Annotated in this window: 28 protein-coding genes; 14 read left to right on the plus strand and 14 right to left on the minus strand. The window is 49.7% G+C overall.

The genetic code is table 11. The features are described from left to right. Positions 1-100: 100 nt before the first annotated feature. A complete protein-coding gene (locus tag AC6R10_RS07175) occupies positions 101-1,003 on the minus strand; it encodes a Dyp-type peroxidase (RefSeq protein ID WP_500628870.1) in 903 nt (300 codons plus the stop codon). A 119-nt stretch (positions 1,004-1,122) separates the two neighbouring features. Beyond that, positions 1,123-1,602: a DUF2919 domain-containing protein gene (locus AC6R10_RS07180; RefSeq protein ID WP_500672020.1), complete on the minus strand. Its 480-nt coding sequence runs from the start codon at positions 1,600-1,602 to the stop codon at positions 1,123-1,125. A gap of 133 nt (positions 1,603-1,735) precedes the next feature. Between AC6R10_RS07180 and AC6R10_RS07185 the strand changes: the two genes are divergently transcribed. Together AC6R10_RS07185 and AC6R10_RS07190 are read left to right on the plus strand one after the other, a co-directional pair. Next, positions 1,736-2,077: a DUF2956 domain-containing protein gene (locus AC6R10_RS07185; RefSeq protein ID WP_334555234.1), complete on the plus strand. Its 342-nt coding sequence runs from the start codon at positions 1,736-1,738 to the stop codon at positions 2,075-2,077. Further along, positions 2,061-2,420, plus strand: a complete 360-nt coding sequence (locus tag AC6R10_RS07190; protein WP_500671869.1) for a DUF4156 domain-containing protein — start codon at positions 2,061-2,063, stop codon at positions 2,418-2,420. The genes AC6R10_RS07185 and AC6R10_RS07190 overlap by 17 nt, the downstream gene beginning before the upstream one ends. Before the next feature lie 47 nt (positions 2,421-2,467). Here AC6R10_RS07190 and AC6R10_RS07195 read toward each other — a convergent pair whose 3' ends face one another. Next, positions 2,468-2,755: a winged helix-turn-helix domain-containing protein gene (locus AC6R10_RS07195; RefSeq protein WP_334555233.1), complete on the minus strand. Its 288-nt coding sequence runs from the start codon at positions 2,753-2,755 to the stop codon at positions 2,468-2,470. Positions 2,756-2,955: 200 nt separating this feature from the next. Here AC6R10_RS07195 and AC6R10_RS07200 point away from each other — a divergent pair, with 200 nt between their 5' ends. Genes AC6R10_RS07200 through AC6R10_RS07215 form a run of 4 tightly spaced genes read left to right on the plus strand, consistent with a single transcriptional unit; the run spans position 2,956 to position 5,449 of the window. Beyond that, complete coding sequence (locus tag AC6R10_RS07200) at positions 2,956-3,303, plus strand: ArsC family reductase (protein ID WP_500671870.1); 348 nt, start codon at positions 2,956-2,958, stop codon at positions 3,301-3,303. 58 nt (positions 3,304-3,361) lie between these two features. Then, complete coding sequence (gene dapE / locus AC6R10_RS07205; RefSeq protein WP_500671871.1) at positions 3,362-4,495, plus strand: succinyl-diaminopimelate desuccinylase; 1,134 nt, start codon at positions 3,362-3,364, stop codon at positions 4,493-4,495. Between the two features lie 2 nt (positions 4,496-4,497). Then, entirely contained in the window at positions 4,498-5,172 is a 675-nt protein-coding gene (locus AC6R10_RS07210; RefSeq protein WP_500671872.1) for a M15 family metallopeptidase, read from the plus strand. Between the two features lie 7 nt (positions 5,173-5,179). Beyond that, complete coding sequence (locus AC6R10_RS07215; RefSeq protein ID WP_500671873.1) at positions 5,180-5,449, plus strand: DUF2897 family protein; 270 nt, start codon at positions 5,180-5,182, stop codon at positions 5,447-5,449. Between the two features lie 72 nt (positions 5,450-5,521). Here the strand turns inward: AC6R10_RS07215 and AC6R10_RS07220 are convergent, their stop codons facing one another. Both AC6R10_RS07220 and syd read right to left on the minus strand, forming a co-directional pair. Next, the gene (locus AC6R10_RS07220; RefSeq protein ID WP_500625982.1) at positions 5,522-6,298 is read right to left on the minus strand and encodes a Zn-ribbon-containing protein; all 777 of its coding nucleotides are present in this window, start codon (positions 6,296-6,298) and stop codon (positions 5,522-5,524) included. Then, the gene (gene syd, locus AC6R10_RS07225; protein WP_500671874.1) at positions 6,285-6,848 is read right to left on the minus strand and encodes a SecY-interacting protein; all 564 of its coding nucleotides are present in this window, start codon (positions 6,846-6,848) and stop codon (positions 6,285-6,287) included. The genes AC6R10_RS07220 and syd overlap by 14 nt, the downstream gene beginning before the upstream one ends. 82 nt (positions 6,849-6,930) lie before the next feature. Between syd and queF the strand changes: the two genes are divergently transcribed. The 5 genes from queF to xni all read left to right on the plus strand — a co-directional run bounded on the left by queF (position 6,931) and on the right by xni (position 14,148). After that, positions 6,931-7,776: an NADPH-dependent 7-cyano-7-deazaguanine reductase QueF gene (gene queF / locus AC6R10_RS07230; RefSeq protein WP_500671875.1), complete on the plus strand. Its 846-nt coding sequence runs from the start codon at positions 6,931-6,933 to the stop codon at positions 7,774-7,776. Positions 7,777-7,818: 42 nt separating this feature from the next. After that, complete coding sequence (locus tag AC6R10_RS07235) at positions 7,819-10,089, plus strand: tetratricopeptide repeat protein (RefSeq protein ID WP_500671876.1); 2,271 nt, start codon at positions 7,819-7,821, stop codon at positions 10,087-10,089. A gap of 111 nt (positions 10,090-10,200) precedes the next feature. Beyond that, positions 10,201-11,766: a diguanylate cyclase gene (locus AC6R10_RS07240; protein ID WP_334555224.1), complete on the plus strand. Its 1,566-nt coding sequence runs from the start codon at positions 10,201-10,203 to the stop codon at positions 11,764-11,766. Positions 11,767-11,936: 170 nt separating this feature from the next. After that, positions 11,937-13,298, plus strand: coding sequence for a nucleotide 5'-monophosphate nucleosidase PpnN (ppnN, locus tag AC6R10_RS07245; RefSeq protein ID WP_500671877.1), 1,362 nt, complete (start codon positions 11,937-11,939; stop codon positions 13,296-13,298). 70 nt (positions 13,299-13,368) lie between these two features. Continuing rightward, a complete protein-coding gene (xni, locus tag AC6R10_RS07250) occupies positions 13,369-14,148 on the plus strand; it encodes a flap endonuclease Xni (protein ID WP_334555222.1) in 780 nt (259 codons plus the stop codon). A 50-nt stretch (positions 14,149-14,198) separates the two neighbouring features. On the opposite strand, the gene rlmM is transcribed toward xni, so the two are convergent. From rlmM to pomA, 7 genes are all read right to left on the minus strand, one after another. Continuing rightward, positions 14,199-15,290: a 23S rRNA (cytidine(2498)-2'-O)-methyltransferase RlmM gene (gene rlmM / locus AC6R10_RS07255; RefSeq protein ID WP_500671878.1), complete on the minus strand. Its 1,092-nt coding sequence runs from the start codon at positions 15,288-15,290 to the stop codon at positions 14,199-14,201. Then, positions 15,287-15,685 (minus strand): DUF423 domain-containing protein, encoded by a 399-nt coding sequence (locus AC6R10_RS07260; RefSeq protein WP_500625975.1) that lies wholly within the window; start codon positions 15,683-15,685, stop codon positions 15,287-15,289. Before AC6R10_RS07260 ends, rlmM begins: the two co-directional genes overlap by 4 nt. Continuing rightward, positions 15,675-16,298, minus strand: a complete 624-nt coding sequence (locus AC6R10_RS07265) for an alpha/beta fold hydrolase (protein ID WP_500671879.1) — start codon at positions 16,296-16,298, stop codon at positions 15,675-15,677. Before AC6R10_RS07265 ends, AC6R10_RS07260 begins: the two co-directional genes overlap by 11 nt. Beyond that, complete coding sequence (locus tag AC6R10_RS07270; RefSeq protein ID WP_334555218.1) at positions 16,291-17,199, minus strand: transcriptional regulator GcvA; 909 nt, start codon at positions 17,197-17,199, stop codon at positions 16,291-16,293. The genes AC6R10_RS07265 and AC6R10_RS07270 overlap by 8 nt, the downstream gene beginning before the upstream one ends. Before the next feature lie 411 nt (positions 17,200-17,610). Next, positions 17,611-19,059, minus strand: a complete 1,449-nt coding sequence (gene thiI, locus AC6R10_RS07275; RefSeq protein WP_500671880.1) for a tRNA uracil 4-sulfurtransferase ThiI — start codon at positions 19,057-19,059, stop codon at positions 17,611-17,613. A 221-nt stretch (positions 19,060-19,280) separates the two neighbouring features. Further along, positions 19,281-20,228 (minus strand): flagellar motor protein MotB, encoded by a 948-nt coding sequence (locus AC6R10_RS07280; RefSeq protein ID WP_500625972.1) that lies wholly within the window; start codon positions 20,226-20,228, stop codon positions 19,281-19,283. Between the two features lie 9 nt (positions 20,229-20,237). Beyond that, positions 20,238-21,002, minus strand: a complete 765-nt coding sequence (gene pomA, locus AC6R10_RS07285) for a flagellar motor protein PomA (RefSeq protein WP_334555215.1) — start codon at positions 21,000-21,002, stop codon at positions 20,238-20,240. A 216-nt stretch (positions 21,003-21,218) separates the two neighbouring features. On the opposite strand from pomA, the gene xseB reads away from it, so the two are divergent. Genes xseB through dxs form a run of 3 tightly spaced genes read left to right on the plus strand, consistent with a single transcriptional unit; the run spans position 21,219 to position 24,270 of the window. Then, a complete protein-coding gene (xseB, locus tag AC6R10_RS07290) occupies positions 21,219-21,461 on the plus strand; it encodes an exodeoxyribonuclease VII small subunit (RefSeq protein ID WP_500625971.1) in 243 nt (80 codons plus the stop codon). A 20-nt stretch (positions 21,462-21,481) separates the two neighbouring features. Then, the gene (ispA, locus tag AC6R10_RS07295) at positions 21,482-22,366 is read left to right on the plus strand and encodes a (2E,6E)-farnesyl diphosphate synthase (RefSeq protein ID WP_500671881.1); all 885 of its coding nucleotides are present in this window, start codon (positions 21,482-21,484) and stop codon (positions 22,364-22,366) included. A 20-nt stretch (positions 22,367-22,386) separates the two neighbouring features. Continuing rightward, entirely contained in the window at positions 22,387-24,270 is a 1,884-nt protein-coding gene (gene dxs, locus AC6R10_RS07300) for a 1-deoxy-D-xylulose-5-phosphate synthase (protein ID WP_487902607.1), read from the plus strand. A 107-nt stretch (positions 24,271-24,377) separates the two neighbouring features. Here dxs and truC read toward each other — a convergent pair whose 3' ends face one another. Beyond that, complete coding sequence (gene truC / locus AC6R10_RS07305) at positions 24,378-25,112, minus strand: tRNA pseudouridine(65) synthase TruC (RefSeq protein WP_500671882.1); 735 nt, start codon at positions 25,110-25,112, stop codon at positions 24,378-24,380. Further along, on the minus strand, positions 25,109-25,423 hold the full coding sequence (locus AC6R10_RS07310) for a YqcC family protein (protein WP_500671883.1): 315 nt from the start codon (positions 25,421-25,423) through the stop codon (positions 25,109-25,111). The genes truC and AC6R10_RS07310 overlap by 4 nt, the downstream gene beginning before the upstream one ends. Positions 25,424-25,484: the final 61 nt, after the last annotated feature.

Here is a 25,484-nt window from a genome sequence, read left to right on the forward strand (position 1 = left end):
CTACAGGTTATATCGGCCAATCACGCCATTCTTTAATGACAAATATGAAAAAGCCGAAGCTGGATGCTTCGGCTCTCGCGTTTAAGCTTTATGAGGGAGATTATTTGACGCTTAACTCCGTCAGCATTGCCTCAGAAGGCGCGAAGAAGTAAGCCCCGGTTACCGCGGTGGTAAAACGCAACAGTTGATCCGTCTTGCCATCTGTCACACCGTACATACTCTCAAGCATCGCTTTGAAATTGTGCAGCGTATTACAGTAAGCAATGAAGAGCAGACCATGCTCACCCGATACTGAACCATACGGTAAGCTGTGACGCACAATTTTCAGTCCTTTCCCGTCTTCTTTGATGTCAACGCGGCCAACATGCGATGCCGCTGGCACGTCATCTAACTCAATAGAATCCGGTTTTGTACGACCAACCACTTTTTCTTGAGCTGACACGTTAAGGCGATTCCATGCAGGTAAATTGTGCACGAAGCGCTGAACCATCACGTAACTACCACCGGCGAATTCACCTTCAGGGATGATCGCCACTTCATGACGTTGCCCCTCTTTCGGGTTTTCTGTGCCATCGACGAAATCGGTCATATCACGAGAGTCTAGGTAGCGGTAACCGTATGTCTCATCCACAATCTCGACCTCATCGGCCACCTCCGCCATCAGCGTACGCAGAAGGTAAAAATGCAGATCATGACGCAGTGAGTGACAGTGAATCAGCACATCGACATCACTGCTTGGCGCCACCACACTTCCCTCTCCCAAAACAGGGAACGGTATCAATTCGCTTGGCATTGGCGCATCGAGCTGCGACCAAAATGCGTGCGTAAACGCAATCGACAGGGTTAACTGTGCGCCCGGTTGCTGCTGATTGAGCTCAGCCACCTTGTGCGGCAGAGCTTGAAGCTTTTCAAGCACCTTTTGCGGATTCTGTTTGATTTTGAGAAGTGTGTATTGAGCAAATGGGCCAGCCTCAGGGAGAATGGCACTTTGTGGCGATGACATTGTTATAACCTCACGTATTTATTGTTCTTTATCCCAGTACGTTGGGAGATCAGTATCTGTTCAATTCTTCTTTAACGGTGAATGCACGATTTACGTAGATGCCTTTTACGTAGATGCTTTTACGTAGATGACTTGGTTGACTCATTTTCGACGCCAAGCTGAAAGCAATCTTTCACACTGCGACTGTGAATTAGATAGATAATGAGCCAAGTCAGCAATAACCCGATGCCACCCTGTGTCCAACTGAAGGCGCCTTGATGCAAGTATACCTGGTAAGCCCACTGCAACCACTGAGCAACCGCAATGACTAAGGTGAGCGGGCGACCGTAATACAACACACGAGTGAGCCAAGTGCGCTCGGGACTGCGCAAACCATAAAGCCACATCAACGCAATCGTCGGCAACCCCATCAGTAACCCAAGATAGAGCCCCGTTTGATTAGGGTACACGATAGTCAGTATCTCACTTCCGGACTCTCGACTGGCGCCAGCGACGACGAAGACAATCCAAGCGCGAGCAAGAAAAAACCACCCTAGCCATAGCCATTTTGGCGCTTTTAAAAAACCGTGTTGATCATAGTGTTCGATGGCGTAACGCACGACGTTATTCATTTTCTAAGACGACTAACCCACACTGTAAAGTAAAAGCCGCCACTTTGCGACCCGCAAGCCCCCACAAGCCAAAGCGGCGTGCTATGATAAGCCTTTGTTTACTTTCTCAATGAAGACCGCCATGAAAACCAGCCCTTCCCCTTCACCTGAAACCAAGCAAGACGCGCTAGCCATCGCAAAAGCAACGCAAAAGCCGGGGCAGACCAAAGAGCAAACCAAACTTATTGCTCAAGGGATCGAGAAAGGCATCGCATTGTATAAAAAGCAGCAAAAAGAGAAAGCTCGCCAAGCGGATAAGGCTCGTAAGAAAAATCAGAAAGCCAAAACCGCGCCGACACAGGAAGTGGCGCTTTCCCCTGAACCACAATCGGTTCCTTCTCGCTCAAAGACCAACACTTGGCTCCCTTGGGGGCTACTTATCATCAGTTGGATAGGATTTATTGCTTATGTCGTTAGCCAATAAACATAGCGCTTTACTTACCTTTTGCGCGCTCACCTTTTGCGGACTTACATTGGTAGGGTGCGCGTCACCGAGCATGAGCCTCAACCCTGCGGCGCAGCACGTTCATCTTCGCCAAGATGCCACCTTTGATCCTCTGCGATGTCAGTTCCTTGGTGAAGTGACCGGCAGTGAAGGCCATTGGTACAGCTACTGGTTCTTTGCCAACGATGTGATGATCCAAGGTGCAACCAATGACATCAAAAACCGTGCTCACGCACTAGGCGCAAACACGGTGTATATGGTTTCTCCGCAAGATTTCGTGACCTCATTTACACTCATGGGCAACGCCTATTTGTGTCCGTAAACGAGTACCTAGTATGAGCGGTGCCCCGAGTGGGTTCAATTCACTGGCTAAGCTTTAAAGCCCAAACTGGCTGCGATGTCTGAGCGGCGCTCAATCACCCACTGGCTGTCAAACGGACCCCAGTCTGAAAGCTGGTAATAGCCGTCATTATGGCGGCGTCCATCTTGAACAAACATCAATTCAATACCGATACCGGGCAACGCTTTGATCACATCTTGTATGGTGCGGCGTGGCCACCCCGTCTGTTCAATCAGCTTGGGGACATTGGGCCTTTCTAAATTTTCAACGAGCAGTGCAAGATATAGGCGTCTTGCAAACACAGGACTCAACTCCATTGATAACCTCCTAAAGATTTCTATGGTCATTATTTCTGTTTTGCCTGGCGATGTGTTGCGTTTGATCAATAACTCGACAATCGAAATTCGTTGCAACACATTTTTTTTGCTCAATGAAATATATCGATCACACTTTTGTCTCGTTGCTCAGTTCCTGCTACGATGCGAAAACAATAAAAACAGTCATAAAAAGGTAAGTCATGACCATCACTATGTACGGAATTCCTAACTGCGATACGATCAAAAAAGCCAAAAAATGGTTGGAACAACAAGGCATTGAGTACCAATTTCATGACTATCGCAAACAAGGTATAGAAACGGAGCTCGTCGAGCGCTTTTGCCAACAGCTTGACTGGCAGCATGTGCTCAACAAACGCGGCACCACATACCGCCAACTCAGCGATGAGCAAAAAGTCACTTTAGACAAAGAAACGGCCGTGTCGCTGCTCGTTGAGATGCCAGCGATGATCAAACGTCCGATTCTCGATGTCGACGGTACGCTCCACCTTGGTTTCAAAGCAGACCAGTACACAGCGATTTTTTCGTAGAATCCCTCATATTGCATCACCCACATTGTATTGAAATGAATAATTAAGGAACTCAAGGATGACAGATAGCCCAACATTGGCTCTCGCAAAAGATTTAATTAGCCGCCAGTCGGTGACCCCAGAAGATGCCGGCTGCCAAGATGTAATGATTGAACGCTTAAAAGCCTTGGGGTTTGACATCGAAGTAATGGTATTTGAAGACACCACCAACTTCTGGGCAAGACGAGGAACTGATGCGCCGCTGTTTGCCTTTGCAGGCCACACCGACGTCGTGCCTGCGGGTAAGATAGAACAGTGGCAGACGCCCCCTTTTGAGCCGACCATCAAAGATGGCGTCTTATTTGGTCGCGGTGCAGCGGACATGAAAGGCTCACTGGCCAGTATGATTATAGCGGTGGAGCAGTTTATAGCTGAGCATCCTGATCATAAGGGGTCGATTGGTTTTTTGATTACCTCAGACGAAGAAGGCCCCTTCATCAATGGCACAGTGCGCGTGGTTGAAACCTTAATGGCACGCAATGAGCACATTGATATGTGTATCGTTGGCGAACCATCCAGCACAGACATCGTTGGCGACGTAGTGAAAAATGGTCGTCGTGGCTCCATCACCGGCGATTTGACCGTTAAAGGTATTCAAGGCCACGTTGCCTACCCGCATCTTGCCAAAAACCCAGTGCATGAGTCGCTGCTCGCCATTCATGAACTGGCCACGACAGAGTGGGACCAAGGGAACGATTATTTCCCACCCACCAGCTTTCAGATCCCCAATGTGCACGCAGGTACCGGAGCTTCTAACGTCATCCCGGGGGAGTTCAACGTTCAGTTTAACTTGCGTTTTAGTACCGAGCTCAATAACGACACCATCGTCAAACGCGTCCACGACACATTAGACAAGCACCAACTCGACTACGATCTGAAATGGACATTCAATGGTGACCCGTTCCTAACCGATACCGGTGCGCTACTTGACGCTGTTGTGGATGCGGTGGATGCGGTCAACCAAACGAAACCGCAACTCCTCACGACGGGCGGCACCTCAGACGGCCGATTTATTGCCCGAATGGGAGGGCAAGTGGTTGAGCTTGGTCCGGTCAACGCAACCATCCACAAAGTGAATGAGTGTGTAAAAGTCGATGATCTTGAAAAGCTGACATTGATGTACCAGAAAACGCTCGAAAATCTGTTGGTGTAGCCATGACGCCCTCGCAACTGACCGGCAAAGCCTCCGATCACCTAAAAGAGGTGTGGGTGGGAGAAAAAGCGTTTCTGGTGCACCCGAACGCCACACACGCATTGCTGACGTTAAGAGAAGCGGCGCTTGAGGCTGGATTTGACCTGTGCGTTGCGAGCGGTTTTCGGGATTATGATCGGCAAAAAGCGATTTGGAATCGAAAAATGAGCGGAGAGGCTGCCGTGCTCGACAGCCACAGCCGTCCGCTCGACGCTCAATCGCTCACCATTGCAGAGCGTATCCATGCCATCATGCGCTGGTCTGCGGTGCCAGGCGCGAGCCGTCATCATTGGGGTACGGATTTCGACGTGTATGCACGTAACTTACTTCCTCGGCATACTTCTCTAAAACTGGAACCTTGGGAATATCACACCGGTCACCAGCAACCTTTCTATCTGTGGCTTAGTCACACTCTGCAAGACTACGGTTTTTTCTTTCCCTATCACACCGATCGTGGCGGTGTCGCTCCCGAGCCTTGGCACATCAGTCACCGCGCTACCGCAGAGACTTGCCTTAGCCACCTCACCCCAGCCTTGCTGACTGAGCAGTGGCACGATCCCGAGCTACTGGGAAAAGAGTACCTGATCTCAAACATCGATACGCTGTATACTCAATTTATCACCAATATTAGCGCGTAGGCTTGCAATGGAACTGTTCACTAACCCTTGGTTTATCATCATTCTGGTCGTCTGTTTTATGGTCGGTAACATCGCGGCATTGCGCTATGTCTCCTACTTGAAACTCAAACCGACTAGCAAAACGCAGCCAACAGATACAGAGCAAGAGCGCCGCAGTGATGAAGCGCTACTCAAAGAGCTACTCGAAGAAAGCGAGAAAAGCACGCCAGAGGGCAGCGACCCAATGACCAATAATAGTGCCAGTAGCAGCACCACTCACCCGCAGAAAAAAGACTAAGTTACCTCTCCTATTCTGAGCATTACGCGGAGCCACCTCCGCGTATCAGCCAAGTCGGTTTAGCCCAGCTATCTATTTGATATGATCCCACGACATGTTTGAGACCAATCTGCACTCGTCGCATTTAAAATGAAACACATCATGAAGCGGCTCGTCTAAGCGCCAGTCGCCACCACACTTGGGGCACAACCTAGCCTGCTCGGTCGCTAGGCTCTCGCCTCCGACGCGATACTGATAGTAGTAAGTGGGGATTTGCGTGATGTACTCAATCCGGCCGCGCAAATCCCAGCCACGCTTGAATAGCACGCTGTCCACGTCACCAATCTCATGCAAGGCCGCATGTTCGGCGCGGCACGCACCGGCCATTTGCAGCTCATCGCACGCTTGCCATTCCGTCTGCCATTTGATCACCGCTTTATGATCGCCATTGAGCGTTGGGCCATTGCGATACAAAGGGATAGGCAGCAAGGTATCGCCACTACGAAGCGGCGAGCAAGTATGCACATACGTGGTGTAGAGTACCTGCCAGCTTGGCGTACTGTCATCGGCGGCCTCTTCCGAGTTCATATCTCGGCCCAACAAACGCATTTTTGGGGCCAGCAGCGCCGCCTCAGCTAGGCGCTTGAGACACACTTTGACAAAGTCGGAATGATGTCTTGGGTGTAAGCTCTCTTTCTCAGGGCAAACGACACGGACAAAAAATTCGCCATCGCCCATCACAATAGGGAACTCTCTGCCGAGCACCTGACCGTTGTAACGTAGCGCATCCATCAAACCGTTAATGGCTTTGTCGACCGCACTGATGGTGGTGTTATCAAAGCACTCAAACTGTAACTCAACCACGTACATCGCTTGATACCACCGGCTCTAACTGGGAAAGAAATTCATCAATACTTGGCGCGAGGACGTCTCGCTTTGCCGTGCCGAGGCGCTCAAGAATCACGTTCCCCGTCAAATTGCAGATCGAGACCACATCGAGCTCCGCCTCTGTCGCTCCGATAAACACCGTAGGTTTGAGTTTTAAACGACGCTGGGTAACCAAATGCCCCAGAATGTTCTCTTGCAGGCGCTCAAAGTCGTCATCACTCCACACTTGCAAGAGCGTCAAGTCATTGCCTTGCCAGGTCACGTCCATATCGGCGCTGTATTGAATACCGTAAAAGATTTTGATGTCATCGTGAAGGGTCAGCTCAATCGCTTGTTCAACGTTGGAAAAATCCGCTTGACGCTCTCTCGGCTGAGCTTGCCACCAGACTGCGTCCTCATCCTTGTGTACAACACAGGGTGAGACCAAGTCCGCCAACTCTGCGCTTTTCGGCAAATGACCTTGACGGTCAAGGTAGGCTTGGCGGTAGCGGTCACTCAACGAGAGTAACGCCTCAGCTGCGATATCTTGCATTCAAATCTCCAACATCAATGTTCGCTTTTAGGGGCGGGATTGCGTAAAATTCTCGCCATTCTAATGGAAAATGAACAAAAGTATGAGCAAATATTCTGATGCCAAAGAGCTGGCTGGCCTAACCCTTGGACAAAAAACCGACTACGCCAACCAGTACGACCCAAGCTTGCTTCAACCGGTCCCGCGCAGCCTCAACCGCGACGATCTTCAGCTGGGTGACACCTTGCCATTTATGGGCTGCGATCTTTGGACTTTGTATGAGCTCTCATGGCTAAACAGTAAAGGACTGCCTCAAGTCGCGATTGGTGACGTCGCCATCCCTGCCACTAGCGCCAACTTGATTGAGTCGAAGTCGTTCAAGCTCTACCTTAACAGCCTTAACCAATCCCGCTTCGACAGTTGGGATGAGGTCGAACGCACGTTGACCCGCGATCTCTCGGCCTGCGCAGGTGAAACCGTGTCCGTCACCCTGCACAGCGTTGAGGACTATACCGACAGCGTGATTGTGACCATGAATGGCGAGTGTATCGATCACCAAGACATTGAAATCACCCATTACGACTTTGATGCGAGCCTGCTGAAAAATGCCACGCTAGCGGAATACGTGGAAGAGAGCCTCCACAGCCATCTATTGAAATCGAACTGCTTGATCACCAATCAACCTGATTGGGGCAGCGTCGAGATTCAGTACCAGGGCAAGCAAATCGATCGCGAAGCGCTGCTGCGTTACCTTGTCTCTTTCCGTGAGCACAATGAGTTTCACGAGCAGTGTGTGGAACGAATCTTTACCGACATCATGACCTACTGCCAACCAGAGAAGCTCACGGTCTATGCCCGTTACACACGCCGTGGTGGTCTTGATATCAACCCATATCGCTCGAATCAATACCCAGAACCGTTGCACAACCAACGCATGGCGCGCCAATAACATTCGCTCCTCTTAATTTGGTCAACAAGGATAGCTACCACCATGATTTCACTTCGCTGGCGCTCGATTGTCTTTGCGTTTGTTTTGCTGATCTCTCGCCCGTTATGGGCCAACACGATCTATTCATCCGCCGTGTTGAACGAGGCCAGCGGCGTGGTGGATGTCGTGCCAGCGCAAGCTCGTCAGTTGGTGCAAAATTTCTTAGAGCAGCGTGATTTAATTGGTCAGACGGAGCAAAGCCCGAACGCTTTATCCCGTGACGATTCTGAGAGCCGCACTCGCTCTCCAGGCAGCACCATTGACGCTCTGCGAATTCTGTCAAAAGCCGAATACAACCTGCACAACCCAAGAAACGCGCTCCTGCACCTTGAGCAAGCGGAAGAATTAGCGGCAAAATACCAGCTCCCCTATCTGCTGCTTGACGTGCGTATTGATGAAATTCAACTGCGTTGGCAAATCAGCGCTGATGGCGCCGCCGCCCGTGAAGGGCTCGAGCTGGTCGAGCAAGAAATCAGTCAAATCGCCAACCCACAGCAATTTGCGCGCGGATTGCAATACCGCACAGCCATGTTACGCGCCGCGATAGCGTCACAGGAAGGGCAATTAGATCTCGCCAATCAACTCTACCTGCAAAGTAGAGAGTATGTGGACAACTCCAATTCTGACCGTACGTTTATCCGCTTTCACACCACCTATGGACAGCACTTACTCGCGCATAAACAGTACAACCAAGCGCTCTCCGAGCTTCTTGCCAGTTATTGGAAAGCGATTGAAGTAGACTCAGGGCAACAATTGGCAGAGGTCAACCAAGTGCTGGGACAACTCTTTTTTGAGCGCCGAGTGCTGGATAAAGCGGCGGACCACCTCTCCCAAGCAGCGGATTTTTATGACAACTTTGACTCATCCCCTCGATTAGCCCCCTTGCTCAAACGTATGGGCGATATCTACTACCAGCAAGGGAAATATAACTTGGCGTTAGTGCACTACTTCAACGCCATGGACCATGAGAAGATGCGCACCAATATCGAAAGTGTCATCGACATTCGTCTCTCGCTCGCGACCACTTACCTAAATTTGGTCAACTACCCACTGGCAGAGCAATATTTAGAGCGCGCGCAAGATCTGTTGCAGTACACAGATACCCCACGTCTAAAGGCACACGCTCTGTTGCTTGAAGCCGGTTTGGCTCGCCATCAAAAGCTCGCAAAAGTGGTGTTGGATCGCGCCTTCAAAGCGCTCGCTATCGGTGAATCGCTTAATGACATCACCATCCGTAAACACGCGTTCCAACTGCTCTACTACGGCTATGAACTGAGTGGGGAATACAAAGAGGCGTTAGAGTTTCTGAAACAATTTAACTCCCTATCCATTATTGAGCAGCAGCAACTCGACATCATAAGCGAAGACGCGTTTCGCCAACAAAAAGAGTTCGTCGAGCAATCGCTTCATCTAGCGGGCCAAAAAGAAGAGCTGATTGAAACCCACGCCGAGTACCTCAAATTTCAGAAAATCACAGTGACGCTGTTTGTGGTGTGCGCGCTGCTGTTTATCTTCTTAATACGTCGAGGGCATGTCATCAATGTTCAACGTGAGGAGTTGGATCTGCTCAACGAGCTGATCTACACCCATTCACGTTCTGGCTTGAAAAACTTACGCATGTTGAACGCGAAACTACCGGCATCATTGGAAGAGAGCAGTCATAAATTTGAGAAGTGGCATGTTGGCGAGCTGATTCATGAGCCACTCAATGACCGTCTGCGCTTCGTAATGATTGATGTCCCCTTCCTACGTAACATGTATTTGCAACACGGCTACGCAGAGGGGTTAAAACTGGAAAAAGCCTTTGGTGATTATCTGCACAGCCGTATTGAATCTCCGGCGCGTATATATCACTTTTCCGATGCCAACCTCCTCTACATTGAGCCAGCCAGCGAAGAGAACCGAGATCCTGAGCGACTGTTTGAACGCATTCAGCAGTGGATCTGTGAGTTTGAGCCTCAACGCTCGCTTAACCGCATCGTACGAATTGGTATGGCGGATTACCCCTTCCTACCAAGGGCTTATACGGCCGTGAATGATAAAGAGTTGATTGATGTGTTGTTGATGTCCACCAGCACGGCGCGTACCTTAAGTATGAAAGAACACAGCAGTCAATGGGTTTACCTCAAGGCGATTGAGAATGCTCCGGCGGCGAGCCTTGCAACTGGTAACATACGTAAAGCGTGTAAACATTCCATTAATCAAGGGTTAATAAAGGTCCATTCATCGTTCAAGAATGAGGACAGTATCAAAAAACTATTAAAAGATGAGTAAAACCTGGGCAAACGACGTCGGTATGTCGTGACGGGCGGATTTATTTTGATATTATCGTTAAATTCGTTATTAAGGTTAGGCTTTTCCTATCCGTCTTAAGTTTAGATTTTCATGGGCGTTCTTGAGCAAGATCTTCAGTCACAGCTGTACAATCTGAAATCTCAATTGGAACAAGTCCGATTGAATCACAGAGATACCTCGTTCAAGTTTCAACGAGAACAAAAGGTATTGAAGCGAATCGTCGCGTCCCTAAGTAGCGCCTATACTTATGAGAACCCTAGGCTTCAAGATGGCTTGATAGAACTGCGTCGAGCCTTAGAACAGCAGCAAGATGTCACTACCATGATACCGAAGCTCGCCGTTCTTGAACGCCTGCTTAAACAGCAGAGCATAGCGATGGACAAACAGAGCGACAATTTAGACTCGAAAATCAAAGCAAGCGGTGAAACCCTGCTACGCCTGACGGGTTTGCCTGCCAAGATTAAGCGTGATCTGCGCGATTTACTCAGTTATTCCAACGGCATTGAGCGGCCTAAAGCAGAACAAGCTTTGACTCTACTTGGCCTCTACGAACGCTCCATCAAAATCATTACTTCCAATCCTGACACTTCCATCAATCAAATCGCCAACAGCTCGGATCGCGAACTGCTTTTGCGCCTTTCGGATGAACTGCAACACCTCATCACTGAATTGGATTTTGAGGGCGAGTCAGGGGATCTCTTAGCGGATATCCGTGCCAAACTGCTGATTGGTGTCTCTTCACATGTACTGCTTGAGCTCACCTTACAAACGCTCAAGCTGGTCATCGAAGGCACCAAGTATGAGCGCAAGACCTCTGAGCAGTTTTTAGAGCAAGTGAACGCTTCTCTCGCGACGACACTCAAAAGTAGCGCGCAAAATACGCAGCAGTCAGAAAGCTACTTTGAGCAGCGCAAAGAGATGAACATCGAGCTCTCCGAGTTACTGGGCAGCACTCAATCTAAGGTCAACAACGCGCAGTCGCTCGATGATCTCAAGCAAGATCTCAATCCACTGTTGAGTCAGCTCAATGCATTAACCGAACGGTTACACTTAGCGGAGCAGCGTGAGCAAGCCCTCATCGAGCGGATGGAATATGGCAATAATCAGTTGGAAGCGCTGTTCGAAGTGACACAAGATTACCGTCGTCGACTTGAAGATCAAGCGCAGCGCATGTTGCTTGACCCACTGACCAAGGTCTACAACCGCACCGCCTTTAACGATCGTTTAGAGCTTGAATATCGCCGCTGGATTCGCGCGCAACATAATCTTCGCGTGGTGATGTTTGATATTGATGGTTTTAAAGTCATCAATGACAGCTTTGGGTATTCTGCGGGCGACAAAGCACTCAAGATCATTGCACGCACCATTAAGAGCCAGTTGAATAGCACTGATACGGTCGCCCGTTTCTCAGGCGAAGAGTTCATCATTTTACTGCCTGAATCCGATGACAACGCCAGCTTTAAGCTCATCCAAACTGTTCAGTCTCAGGTCTCGAAGCTGCCATTCAAATTCCGCGACCAAAACCTCTCCATCACCTTGTCGGCAGCCAGTACCTCCTTCAAAGAGTCCGATACCCCAGAAGAAGTGCTCGAACGCCTAAACCTTTCACTGAAAGAAGCGAAATCCGTCGGCAAAAGCCAACTGGTTTGGAAATAACCCTCCCTTCATTTCTCAGCTTGATATAAACATATCAAATACTTAGCCTTTATTATCTGTTAAAGCATGCTAAGCTAGTAGTAACTCAGTTATTCACTCCCTCTCCATTTTCCACTGAGCACTAACAATAATAAATCACCGCATGAAACAATTCTGGTTAAGGAGACTTCATGATCACACATATCAGCCCAGCCGGTAGTATGGACTTACTGTCTCAACTTGAAGTTGAGCGCCTTAAAAAAACGGCCTCGAGTGATCTCTACCAACTGTATCGCAACTGCACGCTGGCGGTGCTTAACTCCGGCAGCCACACGGACAACTCAAAAGAGCTACTCGACAAATACAAATCCTTTGATGTCAATGTTTTACGCCGTGAGCGAGGCATCAAACTCGAACTCATCAATGCACCAGAGCACGCCTTTGTTGACGGGGAAATCATCAAAGGTATTCAGGAGCATCTCTTCTCTGTGCTGCGCGACATTGTCTATGTCAACATGCACTTAGCGGACAATCAACGTCTAAACCTGACCAATGCCAGCCACATTACCAACTTGGTGTTTGCCATTTTGCGTAACGCCGGAGCCCTAATCCCTGGGCTTGAGCCTAACTTAGTCGTCTGTTGGGGCGGCCATTCTATCAATGCGACGGAGTACCAGTACACGCGCGAAGTGGGTAACGAGCTGGGTCTGCGTGAAATGAACATCTGTACCGGCTGTGGTCCTGGTGCGATGGAAGGCCCAATGAAGGGGGCTGCGATCGGTCATGCCAAACAGCGCTACTACGAGCAGCGTTATCTTGGCCTCACTGAGCCATCGATCATTGCTGCTGAGCCGCCAAACCCGATCGTCAATGAACTGGTCATCATGCCGGACATTGAAAAGCGCCTCGAAGCCTTTGTGCGTATGGCGCACGGCATTGTGATTTTCCCCGGCGGCGCGGGCACAGCGGAAGAGCTGCTTTACGTGTTAGGCATTATGATGCACCCAGAAAACGCCGATCAGCCGCTGCCCATCGTACTGACCGGGCCAAAAGAGAGTGAAGAGTACTTCCGCTCCATTGACCAGTTTATCGGTGCCACGCTAGGTAAAGCTGCACAACAACACTACGAAATCGTGATTGATGATCCCGCGCGTGTGGCGCAAATCATGAAACATGGAATGAGTGAAGTGCGTGCTCATCGTAAAGAAACCGGCGATGCATACAGCTACAACTGGTCACTTAAAATTGAGCCTGAGTTCCAACTGCCCTTTGAACCGACCCACGACAACATGGCAAGTTTGGATTTGCACCTCAATCAACGACCTGAAAACCTCGCCGCTTCTCTGCGTCAAGCGTTCTCGGGTATTGTGGCGGGTAATGTTAAGGCAGAAGGTATTCGTGAGATTGAACGCCACGGCCCGTTCGAACTCGATGGCGATAGTGAGCTGATGAAAAAGATGGACAGACTATTAAAAGACTTTGTCAGCCAAGACCGGATGAAACTGCCCGGAGGCAGTGCCTACGAACCGTGCTATCGGATTAAGACCGCCTAGCAATCTATCACTCAATCATTACAATAAGGGCCTTAGAGCCCTTATTTTATGCCGTTTTGGTAACGCTGTTATGTCTATACACCTTGTGATCATCGATGCCCTCAATTTGATTCGCCGAGTCCACTCAGCGCAGCCTGATGCGTCAGACATCGCACGTACCGCTCAAACCACCTCGCGCACTTTAAGTCGCATCATCAACGAAAGCCAACCCACCCACATCATTGCGGTGTTTGATCATCACCTGCAAGAGCGAGGCTGGCGCGCCGAACTGTTACCTGAATACAAACAAAACCGCAAACCGATGCCCGAACCACTGCAAGAGGGCCTAGAGAGCATTCAAGAAGCATGGTGGCAATTGGGGGTGGATTCGCTGTTATCTGAAGGGGATGAAGCGGACGATTTGGTCGCTACACTGGCGATGAAGGTCGCGAGTCACGGAGAAAAAGTGACCATCATTTCCACCGATAAAGGCTATTGCCAATTGCTCTCTCCCACCTTGCAAATTCGCGACTATTTTCAGCATCGTTGGTTGGACGCGCCATTTATCGAACAAGAATTTGGTGTCAAACCCGAGCAATTGGCCGACTACTGGGGATTGGCTGGCATTAGCTCAAGCCAAGTGACTGGGGTTCCGGGCATTGGCCCGAAAGCCGCCAAAGAGATCCTGACCCAATTTGCCAACATCGATGAGGCCTACGCCAGCGAGAGTTTAGCGCCCAAATATCGTAAAAAATTGGACGAGCATATTGAGCAAGCCAAACTGTGCCGCCAAGTTGCCGCGCTGAAAACCGATATCGAGCTTGGATTCAACTTACAAGATTTGCGCTATTCACCGCCCGAACAAGGATAAAAAAACAGCCCTGACAATGCAGGGCTGTAACTTGACCTTTATCGGTTAGCTTAGTGCGGCGAGATGTTCGATAAACACTGGACGTGTACGGTGATCTCTTCTCGATCATGATACAAGTGCTTAGCTTGCAGCTTGAATTTTACCTTGTTTTCAATCAGGAAAATCTTCAAGTTTTCAATATCTTCCAACACTTCATCGTAACGCCCTTTCATCGGCAACTTTAAATTGAAGATCGCCTCTTTCGCCCAACCACTGATGATCCATTCGCCCATCAATTGCGCCACACGTGACGGTTTTTCAATCATATCACACACGAGCCAAGTGACGTTTTTACGCGCGGGTTCGAACTTAAAACCATCTTCTTGATGGTGTTTCACCTGCCCTGTTTCCATCAAGCTGTCCGCCATCATGCCGTTATCAACCGCATGGACAAACATCGAACGCTTGACCAGTTGATAGGTCCAACCGCCCGGACACGCACCTAAGTCCACACCCCACATGCCAGAGGCAAGACGCTCGTCCCACTCTTCTTTTGGGATAAAGACATGGAACGCTTCTTCAAGCTTCAACGTCGAACGACTAGGCGCATCAGCAGGGAACTTAAGACGCGGGATGCCCATAAAGAATTGGGAGTTGTTGCTAGGTAACGAGTAGCCAACAAAACAGTGCCCCGGCGCTACAAAGCAGAGGTGCAAGACTGGCTTCTTCGGGCTCTCTCTATCGAAAAGAATGCCTTTGCCGCGCATCGCTTGGCGCATCGGTACGGTAAATTTTCGGCAGAACTTGAGTAGCTCTTTGGCCTCATTGGTGTCTGGCGTCTCAATTCGGATATCGCCGCAACGAGGAAAACCTTCGACCTCAGCCAGAAATTGCAAAATCGGCGTGATACGATCTTCACGAGGCAGTTGGTCAACCTCTACCGCCACCGCAAACATCTGACGGGCAAAAATGAGCGACTTAAAGTCGAGCTCTTTGACCAACTTCTCGGCATCGCCCTCTTGATAGCATTCAAACAGCACGTATCCCGAATTCTTTTTCAGGCGAGGGAAACCATACACTTCCAACTGGGTGGCGCGATCTTGAATTTCTCCGGCACACTCTTTCTCAAACCCAGAACGGCAATAGAGCATTAACTGTTTCACTGATTCACCTCGTTACTTTGCAGTGCGGCGACAACAAACAGCGCCCAACCAATCAAAAACATCACTCCACCGAACGGAGTGATCGGGCCAAACCATTTGATGCCCGTGATCGCGAGTGCGTATAAGCTGCCGCTAAAACAAAAGATGCCGATGATAAAGCAAATTGCCGCACGTGCGAAATTTTTTTCTCCCGCGGAAAATGACGTCAACCGAAGGAAAAGCGCGCAGAGCATGATCGCGATAGCGTGGAGGAACTGATAATGGACGCCGGTTTGGAACACCTCCAGAAGATAAGGCGGCAGCATGGCTTTTAAACCATGAGCAGCAAAGGCTCCTAACGCGACACCAAGACCGGAAAACGTGCCCCCCAAGGCAAGTAAGTGGTTACTTTTCACTGTAGACTCCTTGAATAAACTCGGCCAACTTCTCGACCGCTAAGGCGATATTCCTTTGCTCAGTATGCCCAGAGCGTTTGCGAGGTTTAAAGCTATGATCGCCATCTGGAATGAACACAAGCTCGGTACATGACGACAAAGAGAAATTCACGCACTCATCTTTTGAGCCGAACGCATCACGCTCACCTTGCAAAATCAAGGTGGGTTTGTGGATAGTGCTTAGGTGGTCGCCCTTAAAGTTCTCTGGCTTGCCCGGCGGGTGAAAAGGAAACCCCAAACATGCCACCGCGCGCACCTTATCGTCATCAGCCAATAAACTCGCCATGCGTCCTCCCATCGACTTACCGCCGATCACCACAGGGGAAGCGGCATGTTGCTCAAGTACCTGTTGATAGGCTTCCAGTAACTTGGGCGCTCTGTCTGGCGGGCGGCGCTTGCCATCTTGTTCGCACTTTTCCATATAGGGAAAATTAAAACGAATCACTTGAATACCGTGACTCGCGAGCCCCTTGGCGACGGCATCCATGAACGCATGATCCATTCCCGCCCCCGCGCCATGAGCAAAAATAAACACAAGATCATGGCTGTGGCCGTCAATACGTCGATTATTCATCCAGCAATACCTCTTGTTCTTTGTGCGCCTTGGCCAGCATCCAATCACGGAAAGTGGCAATACGACCCATATCCGCCTGCTTCTCATGGCAGACCACATAAAAGGCGTTCTTGGAGACCAATACCTCATCGAATGGGGCAATTAAGCGTCCTGCCTCCAACTCTGGCTGGGCAAGCACGTTGTTACCCAAGGCGACCCCTTGGCCGTGAGCAGCCGCCTGCAGCACCATGGTTGAGTGGCTAAAGATGGGGCCATGGTTGACGTTGACGCCTTCAATGTCATGCTCTTTCGCAAACTGCTTCCAATCTTTGCGCGAGGTATCGTGAAGCAGAGTATGCTGCTTGAGGTCACTTAATGTTTCTAATGGTTTGTTACCTAAAAGTAACGACGGGGAACAAAGTGGGATTAAAAATTCTTGGTAAAGTTTGTCTGCTCGAAGCCCGGGCCAATTACCGCGCCCGTAGTAAATAGCCACATCGACATCATCGGTCAGAGACCCCTCGTCCATATCAACGGCTTTAATACGCACGTCGATATCTGGCTCTTGCTGGTTAAAGTCCGCCAGTCTTGGAACAAGCCATTGGATCGCAAAGCTCGGCGGTAAGCTGATAGTTAGGGCACCTTTCTCACTTCTTTCCAGAACTTTATCTGTCGCTTCGGCCAGTGAAGAGAAGATATCTTTGATATCAAGGAAATAACTTTGACCTTCCTCGGTGAGCAGTAACGAGCGATTTCGGCGACGAAACAGTTTCAAGCCGAGAAACTCTTCCAGCGCTTTAATCTGGTGGCTCACTGCCGCTTGAGTCACAAACAACTCTTCGGCAGCACGGGTAAAGCTCAAATGACGTGCGGCGGCCTCGAACACTTTTAATGAGTTCAAAGGGGGCAATCTTCTGGACATTAGGGTCGCCTCTATATGGATTAGTTTTTTTAATCTGAAACATTATAAATTGTCCATTGCCTGACGACTAGAGAAATTCTATATTTCTCACCGCACCAAGAGCCTGAACGGCTTGATATTTCGGTATCAATTGGCTTCTTGTTGCGATGTTGTGTTTGCAAACTCGAATTTCGAGTTCGGTAGTATTCTACCCGCTTTGATAACTATCAAAGCGCATACTTCCTGTATTTATTTTGACCTGTCTGTCAAATTTTTTAGCACCGCCTTATGGCGGTGTTTTTTTATGCCCTGTATTCGTGTTCTTCAGACAATAACGGCTTAACGCTTCCTTATCTGCTCACTTACCCAGTCAAACAAAAACGCGCAGCGTGAGACAACTCAGGCTGCGCGTTTATAGGGGTTAAAAAACCACTATGGGCGATAGACTTTGATGTTACTAAAGCCTTGCTCTTGCAGATATAGCGCTTGTAAGCGACTCATCACCCCACGCTCACAGTAAAGCAGATACGTGTGAGACTGATCGAGATCGCCAAATTGCGTGGCTAGCTTGTAGAACGGGATGTGCTTAACCTCGACACCCTCTATTTCTAATGGCTTATCGTCTTCCTCTTCTGGACTACGAATATCCAAAACCACTGCGTGCTCTTCCACCGCTTGAACTTGCTCAACTTCAGGCGCCGCTTGCTCTGTCTCTTTCGCAATATCTCGGATATCCATTTGACGCGCTTCGCGCACCACTTGCTCAAGAATATCAAAGTTGAAGTTGGCCTCTTCCGCTTCTAGCTTGCCTTTCACCGCTTTGACGGTTGGCTTTTTAGAGATCACCCCACAATATTCTGGCATGGTCTTAGCGAAATCTTCGGTGCCGATGTTACGCGCTAGGTTGATGATGTCTTCTTTGTCCCAGTTGATCAGCGGACGAAGAATCAAGGTATCGGTCACGCCGTCAATATGACGCAGGTTGGTTAAGGTTTGGCTTGATACTTGGCCAAGCGCCTCACCTGTGACCAAGGCCTGAATACCAAACTTCTCAGCAATCATACCGGCTGCGCGCATAAACATACGCTTTAGCACCACGCCCATTTGACCATCGTCGACCTTTTCCAAGATCTCTGCGACCACAGGTTCAAAATCGACCGAAATAAAGCGCACTTTGGCCGACGATCCGTATTTATTCCACAAGTAGTAAGAGACTTGTTTAACGCCGATTTCATGCGCCGGACCGCCCAAGTTAAAGAAGCAGTAATGCACTTTTGAGCCACGCTTGATGTGCAGGTAGCTAGAAACACCTGAGTCAAAACCACCTGAAATCAGACTCAGCACATCTTCTTGCGTCCCTAGTGGGAAGCCGCCCAAGCCTTTGTGGCGTGCGATGACTTGGTTAAGTTTGTCGCCTGCGACTTCAACCTTGACTGTCACATCTGGGTTTTGCAGCTTAACGCTGGCACTTTCCACCGCTTGGTTAAGGCCACCACCGACATAGCGTTCCAGTTCGATAGAGCTGAAATCATGCTTGCCACGACGCTTTGCGCGCACCACGAACGTCTTACCTTCAATGTTGGGGCGATTAAGTTCTAGCACTTGCTCGTAGATGTCGTGCAAATCTTTAAACTCTGACTGCTTAACCTCTAAGACATGATGAATGCCCGGCGTGTGCGTCAACACTTCGATGGTTTCGTTGTAGTACTTATCAGACTCGGAGGTCACTTCGATGTGATCACGACGGTTAAATACCGCTACAGACTCCGTTCGGCTTTTGATAATGTTGCGAATATTACACTCTAGAATCTTGGTGAAGCGCTTGCGCACCGATTCACTTTTTACGAAGATTTCTGGATGGGGCTTAACGATAAATTTCATAGTTCACTTCACAAGTTCTGTTTCGCACATAAATAGAGGTTAGCCTTAACGCGTTGCGCTGGCTAAGGGCGCAGGATTATACACGAATGAGTGCGCATAAAAAAGACGAGCCATCGCTCGCCTTTTGACCATTCTCGATGACGCTAAGTTTCCGCCTCTCGAATCGCGCTTTTATCCTAACTGTTTTTGCCCTGACTACTTTTGCTTACTTTTGCTTTAGCTTAGTTGTCCAGTACAGGCACTTCATCGCTGAGCAGGGCTTCCCCTTGCAAGATGCTGATTTCAACTCGGCGATTGCGTGAGCGCTGCGCTTCGGTGTCATTAGGTCCGAGCGGCTGAGTATCCGCCATACCACGCACTTCTAAACGGCTATGGTCAAACCCTCTCACTCGCTCCATTTCCTGTGCCACTGATACCGCACGCTGAGCGGAGAGATCCCAGTTCGAACGGTAGAGCTCCGAATCCAACCTTTGGTTGTCCGTATGGCCAGAGACGCGCACCACACCAGGAATGTCTTTAACAAGATCCGCTATCTGGCGCACTAAAGGACGGAACTTAGGCTGCAAGAAGGCAGAACCTTCGGGGAAGGCACCTTTTTCACGAATTCGGATATCGATTTGTTGACCGAGGTTTTCTACCTCAATCGCCCCTTGCTCAATTTCACGTTCTAGCGCTTTCTTGATGCTTTCCATCAAGGTTTCAAGCTCTTGTGACTTCTCTGCCGATTGCTGTTGTTCGTTGTCTGACTCAGAGTTCTGGTTATCTTGCGTTGACGTATCGGGCGATTTACCGCCAGTCAGCTTGCCTTTGTCACGTTGGGTTCCCCCGGCGCGATCGGACTCGCCTTCATGAAACTCCAGTGTTTGCTGAGTGATGTCGATGGTTTGCTGCATGATGACGTCAATCGGCGTTGGTTCAGGTCGACCCGGTCTGAACTCTTGAGCAATGATACTGGTCCCCTTCGGGATGTCTTTCACTTCCAAGCGGTTTTGCACACCAAACGCAAACTTCATTGATCCCGCGATCTGTTTGAACTTCAGTACGTCCATTTCAGAGAATGACAACAGTAGTACGAAGAAACACATGAGCAGCGACATCAAGTCGGCAAACGTCCCCATCCACAAGGGCAAGCCAGGTGGCGGACATTTGCAATCGTTCTCGTCGTCCATCTTTATTCCTTACTCGTTATCGACGTCAAGGGCACGCTTACCTTCATTGAGGTAATTTTTCAGATAGCTGTCGATAACACGAGGGTTTTGACCGTCTTGAATAGCCAGTACGCCATCCATGATCAAGCGACGGTTTAACTTCTCTTGTTCTCGGCGCAGGGAAAGTTTGTCGGCAATTGGGAAGAACACCATGTTAGACAAGATCGCCCCGTACAGCGTTGTCAACAACGCCACCGCCATAGCAGGACCGATCGCTTTGGGATCGTCCATGTTCGACAGCATCGCCACCAGACCGACCAAGGTACCAATCATGCCCATCGCCGGCGCTACGTCACCAAAGGCGCGAAATACGCTGGTACCGAATTCATGTCGTTCGTCCGTCAAGGAGATGTCTTTTTGTAACGCGGCGCGCACGACATCGGCGTCATGACCGTCGACCAATAAGTCGATGCCCTTTTGCATGAAACTGTTGGTGATTTCCATCTCTTCGAGTGCAAGGAAGCCACCTTTACGAGCAGCGTCAGCCATTTCAACCACTTTAGCGATGAGATCTTCTGGCTCGTCTACCTTGAACATGAAGGCTTTGCCAGCAATCTTCGCCGCGCCAAAGAATTGCCCCATGGTAAACTTCATCAGTACAACAAAGGTCGAACCGCCGACCACGATCAATATCGATGTGACATCGATAAACATCATGATGCTTCCGCCAAGTATCATTGCCATGATGACGAAGGCAAATCCGCCAAGCAATCCCAAAAGCGTTGCTAAATCCACAAAGCACTCCTCATGCTAACTCCAAGCTTCTACCAAATTATATCGGCAACATGTTCAGATCTTTAGTTTTTTATAAGTTTCGCGTCACAACATCCATCTTTGCTTGACCGGAGCCACCGCGCAAGCTCGATTTTTCTGACAAATTTACTCGGTTAAATTTGACCATCATTGGCGGCTAAGGTAACTTTCGTCCATCTTTACAAATGTAGAAAAGTTATGGCGAGCAAGAAACCCGAAAATATGACATTCGAGGCAACAATTGAAGAACTGGATACAATTGTTGCAAATTTAGAGAATGGCGATTTATCGCTCGACGACGCATTAAAGAAATTCGAACGCGGCATCACTCTTGCTCGTGCTGGTCAAGCTAAATTGAGCGATGCAGAACAACGTGTCAGCCTGCTACTTCGTAATGACGATGACGCGCCGCTCGTTGATTTTGATGCCCAGCCTGAATAACGGTTTTAGAAGATTCTCCTATGATTGAGGCCTTAACCTCTCTTCAACAGCGCAATAATGCTCAGCTGCAAGCTTGGCTCGATCGCTACCCACACCAGCATCTTCCGCTACTGGAGGCCATGCGCTATGGCTTACTGCTCGGTGGAAAACGCGCGCGACCTTTTTTAGTGTACATCACCGGCCAGATGCTCGGATGTGAGTTGGAATCATTGGACACGCCCGCAGCGGCGGTGGAATGCATCCACGCTTATTCCTTGATTCATGACGACCTACCCGCGATGGATGACGATGAGCTTCGCCGTGGCCAACCAACTTGCCACATTAAGTTCGACGAAGCGACCGCTGTGCTCACGGGAGACGCATTGCAAACGCTCGCCTTTACCATTTTGGCGCAAGGCCCATTGCACCCTGAGGCCGAAAGTCTGCGTATAAAGATGGTACAGGAGTTAGCGAATGCCTCGGGCGCCAATGGTATGTGTTTAGGTCAAGCGTTGGATTTAGCAGCGGAAAACCGCGCCGTGTCTCTTGAGGAGCTCGAAACCATCCATCGGAATAAGACGGGGGCACTGATGAAGTCTGCAATTCGTCTTGGCGCCCTCGCCGCCGGTGAACGAGGGGTCGAGGTACTGCCACATCTTGATCGTTACGCCGATGCCATTGGGCTGGCGTTTCAAGTCCAAGATGACATTTTGGACATCATCAGTGACACGCAAACGCTTGGCAAACCGCAAGGCTCAGACCAAGCGCTCAACAAAAGTACCTATCCCGCTTTGCTAGGATTAGAGGGAGCCATCAACAAAGCTCACACTCTGTTTAATGAGGCGCTTCAAGCATTGGAAGCGATCCCCTACAATACAGAATTACTGGAAGAGTTCGCCCGATATGTCATCGAGCGCAAGAACTAACACTATAAGCGCGCATAACTATGACTCTTGATATTTCAAAGTATCCGACACTTGCACTGGCTGACACGCCGCAGGAGCTACGCTCGCTGCCGAAAGATGTGCTGCCAGCGTTGTGTGACGAGCTACGCACCTACTTACTCAACTCGGTGAGCCAATCGAGTGGTCACCTTGCCTCAGGCCTTGGTACGGTGGAACTCACGGTCGCTTTACACTATGTCTACAATACGCCATTTGACAAGTTGATTTGGGACGTCGGTCATCAAGCTTACCCGCACAAGATTCTGACGGGTCGCCGTGAGCAAATGCCAACTATTCGTCAAAAAGACGGTCTGCACCCCTTTCCTTGGCGTGAAGAGAGTGAGTATGACACCCTCTCTGTCGGACACTCATCCACATCGATCAGTGCTGCGCTGGGCATGGCGATCAGCGCTGGGCGTGAAGGGAAAGATCGCAAAGTCGTTAGCGTGATTGGTGATGGTGCCATCACCGCAGGTATGGCATTTGAAGCGATGAACCACGCCGGTGACGTTCACCCTGACATGCTGGTGATCCTCAACGACAATGAAATGTCCATTTCAGAAAACGTTGGTGCACTTAACAACCACCTTGCGCAAGTGCTGTCTGGCAGCTTGTACACCTCGATTCGTGAAGGGGGCAAAAAAGTCCTCTCTGGCGTGCCGCCAATTAAAGAGCTGGTTCGTCGTACCGAAGAGCATCTAAAAGGCATGGTGGTACCAGGGACTCTGTTTGAGGAGCTGGGCTTTAACTACATTGGCCCTGTTGACGGCCATGACGTCAATGAACTAGTGAAAACACTGAAAAACATGCGTGAACTCAGTGGGCCACAGTTTTTGCATATCATGACCAAAAAAGGCAAAGGTTATGAACCCGCAGAAAAAGATCCCATCGGTTATCACGGTGTGCCTAAATTTGATCCAAGCCACAGCTCGCTGCCAAAAAGCAGCGGAGGTAAGCCGACATTCTCAAAAATCTTCGGTGACTTCCTGTGTGACATGGCAGCCATCGACCCGAAATTGATGGCCATCACGCCAGCGATGCGCGAAGGCTCTGGTATGGTGCGCTTCTCTAAAGAGTTCCCCAAACAGTATTTCGACGTTGCGATCGCAGAGCAGCATGCTGTGACCCTAGCAACGGGCATGGCGATTGCGGGCAATCACCCTATCGTCGCGATCTACTCGACCTTCTTGCAGCGCGGTTACGATCAACTGATTCATGACGTCGCGATCATGGATTTGCCCGTCATGTTTGCCATCGATCGCGCCGGTCTGGTGGGCGCTGACGGTCAGACTCATCAAGGGGCGTTTGACTTAAGCTTTATGCGTTGCATTCCGAATATGGTCATCATGGCGCCGAGCGATGAGAATGAATGCCGACAAATGCTTTACACCGGCCATCAGCATCAAGGTCCTAGTGCCGTTCGTTATCCGAGAGGCAGCGGCATGGGCGTTGAGATTGAAACCGAGTTCACGGCACTGGAGATCGGTAAAGGGCGAGTGGTTCGTCAATCTCGCCACTCTCAAGAGGGCCCGAGTGTCGCTATCTTGAGTTTTGGTACCTTCCTTGCGAACGCACTCGAGGCGGCTGAGGGCCTAGATGCCACAGTTGCTGACATGCGCTTTGTTAAACCGCTTGATGAAGCTCTGATTCGTGAACTGGCAGCGCAACACGATGTGCTGGTTACCATTGAAGAAAACGCGATTGCGGGCGGCGCAGGTGCAGGCGTGATTGAGTTCATGATGAAGAATAAGCTACTCAAACCTGTGCTTAACCTGGGTTTACCGGATGAGTTTATTGCTCAAGGTACACAAGAAGAGTTGCATCAAGAGCTTGGCCTAGATGCAAAGGGCATAGAGCGCGCGATTCGCGATTATCTTGCTTGCTAAGCGCGTACTTTACCATTTCACGCACTTGCCCTAACAATTCAAGCCATAACAATTCAAGTCATAAAAGAGCGCAGACCCAGTCTGCGCTCTTTGCGTTTGTGTTCTCATCAATCCGTTAAACGTTCGAGCGGCCAAGACATCGACGCCATGATCCTCAGCCAACACTCATCGACTGGCGCAACGATGGTGATGGGCTCTTGGGTATAAGGATGAACAAAACTCAACCGCGAGGCATGCAGCATCAACCTGTGTGCATCAAAGACGTCACGAAATAATCGATTATGCTTACCATCACCATGTGTAGTATCACCGACGATAGGGTGCCTCAGGTGGGCCATATGGCGTCTAAGCTGGTGCTTGCGACCGGTAAGAGGCTTTAACTCCATTAACGCGTAGCGAGACGTAGGGAACGGTCCTGTGGAATAAGGCACCTCCGCTGTTGCCAGTGGACGATAATCGGTAATGGCCTCTTGCGCTTCCTTTTCTTGGCTCGCGAACTTGTCGGCGATTTTATCCAACTCTAACTTAAGCGCGTAGTCGAGGCGAGCCGCCTCATGAATCCAACCGCGCACAACGGCATGGTACGTTTTCTCCATTTGATGTTCAGCGAACATCGGCATCGCCTCTGCTGCCACTTCACTGGACAACGCAAAGATCAGCACGCCCGATGTTGGCCTATCTAAGCGATGAAGAGGAAATACATGCTGACCAATTTGATCGCGAAGCGTCTGCATCACAAATTGCGTTTCGTGCTTGTCTAGCCAGCTGCGGTGCACCAACATACCCGCGGGCTTATTGACCGCGACAAAATACGCATCTTGGTAAAGAATCTCTAGCGTCATTGACACACCTCATCTACCTGCCTTATCAGTTCAAGCAACGGCTGATAGTCGCTGTTTGACTGCCAACACTGCTCAAAATAGGGCGCGATAGCAAAACCGCTCGGAAGAGGCTCACCGTTCTCGATCATCGCGGTCATTTTGTCGACAAAGATCCATTGAAGCCAAGCTTCAGGAGCAAGCTTATCCATCGCAAAGGGCTGTGCGCTCTCAAGTTGTGACTCATCAGGTCGAGTATGTTGCCAAAGTTGTAATGCTTGCAGTTGCGCTTGAATAGACGCAAACAAGGTGAGCAATTGTTGTTGCTGTGTCATAAACCTAAACGTGAAACCTTGAAATTAATGATAAGAGTACCATTTATAGAGGAAAGAAAGT

The organism is Vibrio sp. R12-SG2-ISO1, from assembly GCF_059834045.1.